This window comes from Winogradskyella poriferorum (assembly GCF_050618035.1).
GTDB classification, from domain to species: domain Bacteria; phylum Bacteroidota; class Bacteroidia; order Flavobacteriales; family Flavobacteriaceae; genus Winogradskyella; species Winogradskyella poriferorum_A.
The window spans coordinates 1-220 of record NZ_JBODPY010000243.1 but is presented as its reverse complement, the minus strand read 5'-3'; the positions used below and the strand labels follow the sequence as shown (position 1 = coordinate 220).

Sequence of the window (220 nt, the reverse complement as noted above, 5' to 3'; positions counted from 1 at the left end):
TGTCTAGATAATAAACTATTGTTTTTATCCGTACCAACAGGAATAGTCATCGCAGGATTTTTCATAATGAAAAATACAGGCAAAGAGTTTATGCCATCATTAAACGAAGGATCATTTCTACTAATGCCAACCTCAATGCCACATTCTGGCCTAGAAGAAAACAAACGTGTTTTACAACAATTGGATATGTCTGTAGCAAGTATTCCAGAGATTGGAACTG

1 protein-coding gene is annotated in these 220 nt (G+C 35.5%); it reads left to right on the top strand.

The annotated features are described in order from the left end of the window. A partial coding sequence (locus ACRHOC_RS15635) for a hypothetical protein (RefSeq protein WP_431159496.1) occupies positions 1–220 on the top strand: 220 nt, incomplete at both ends.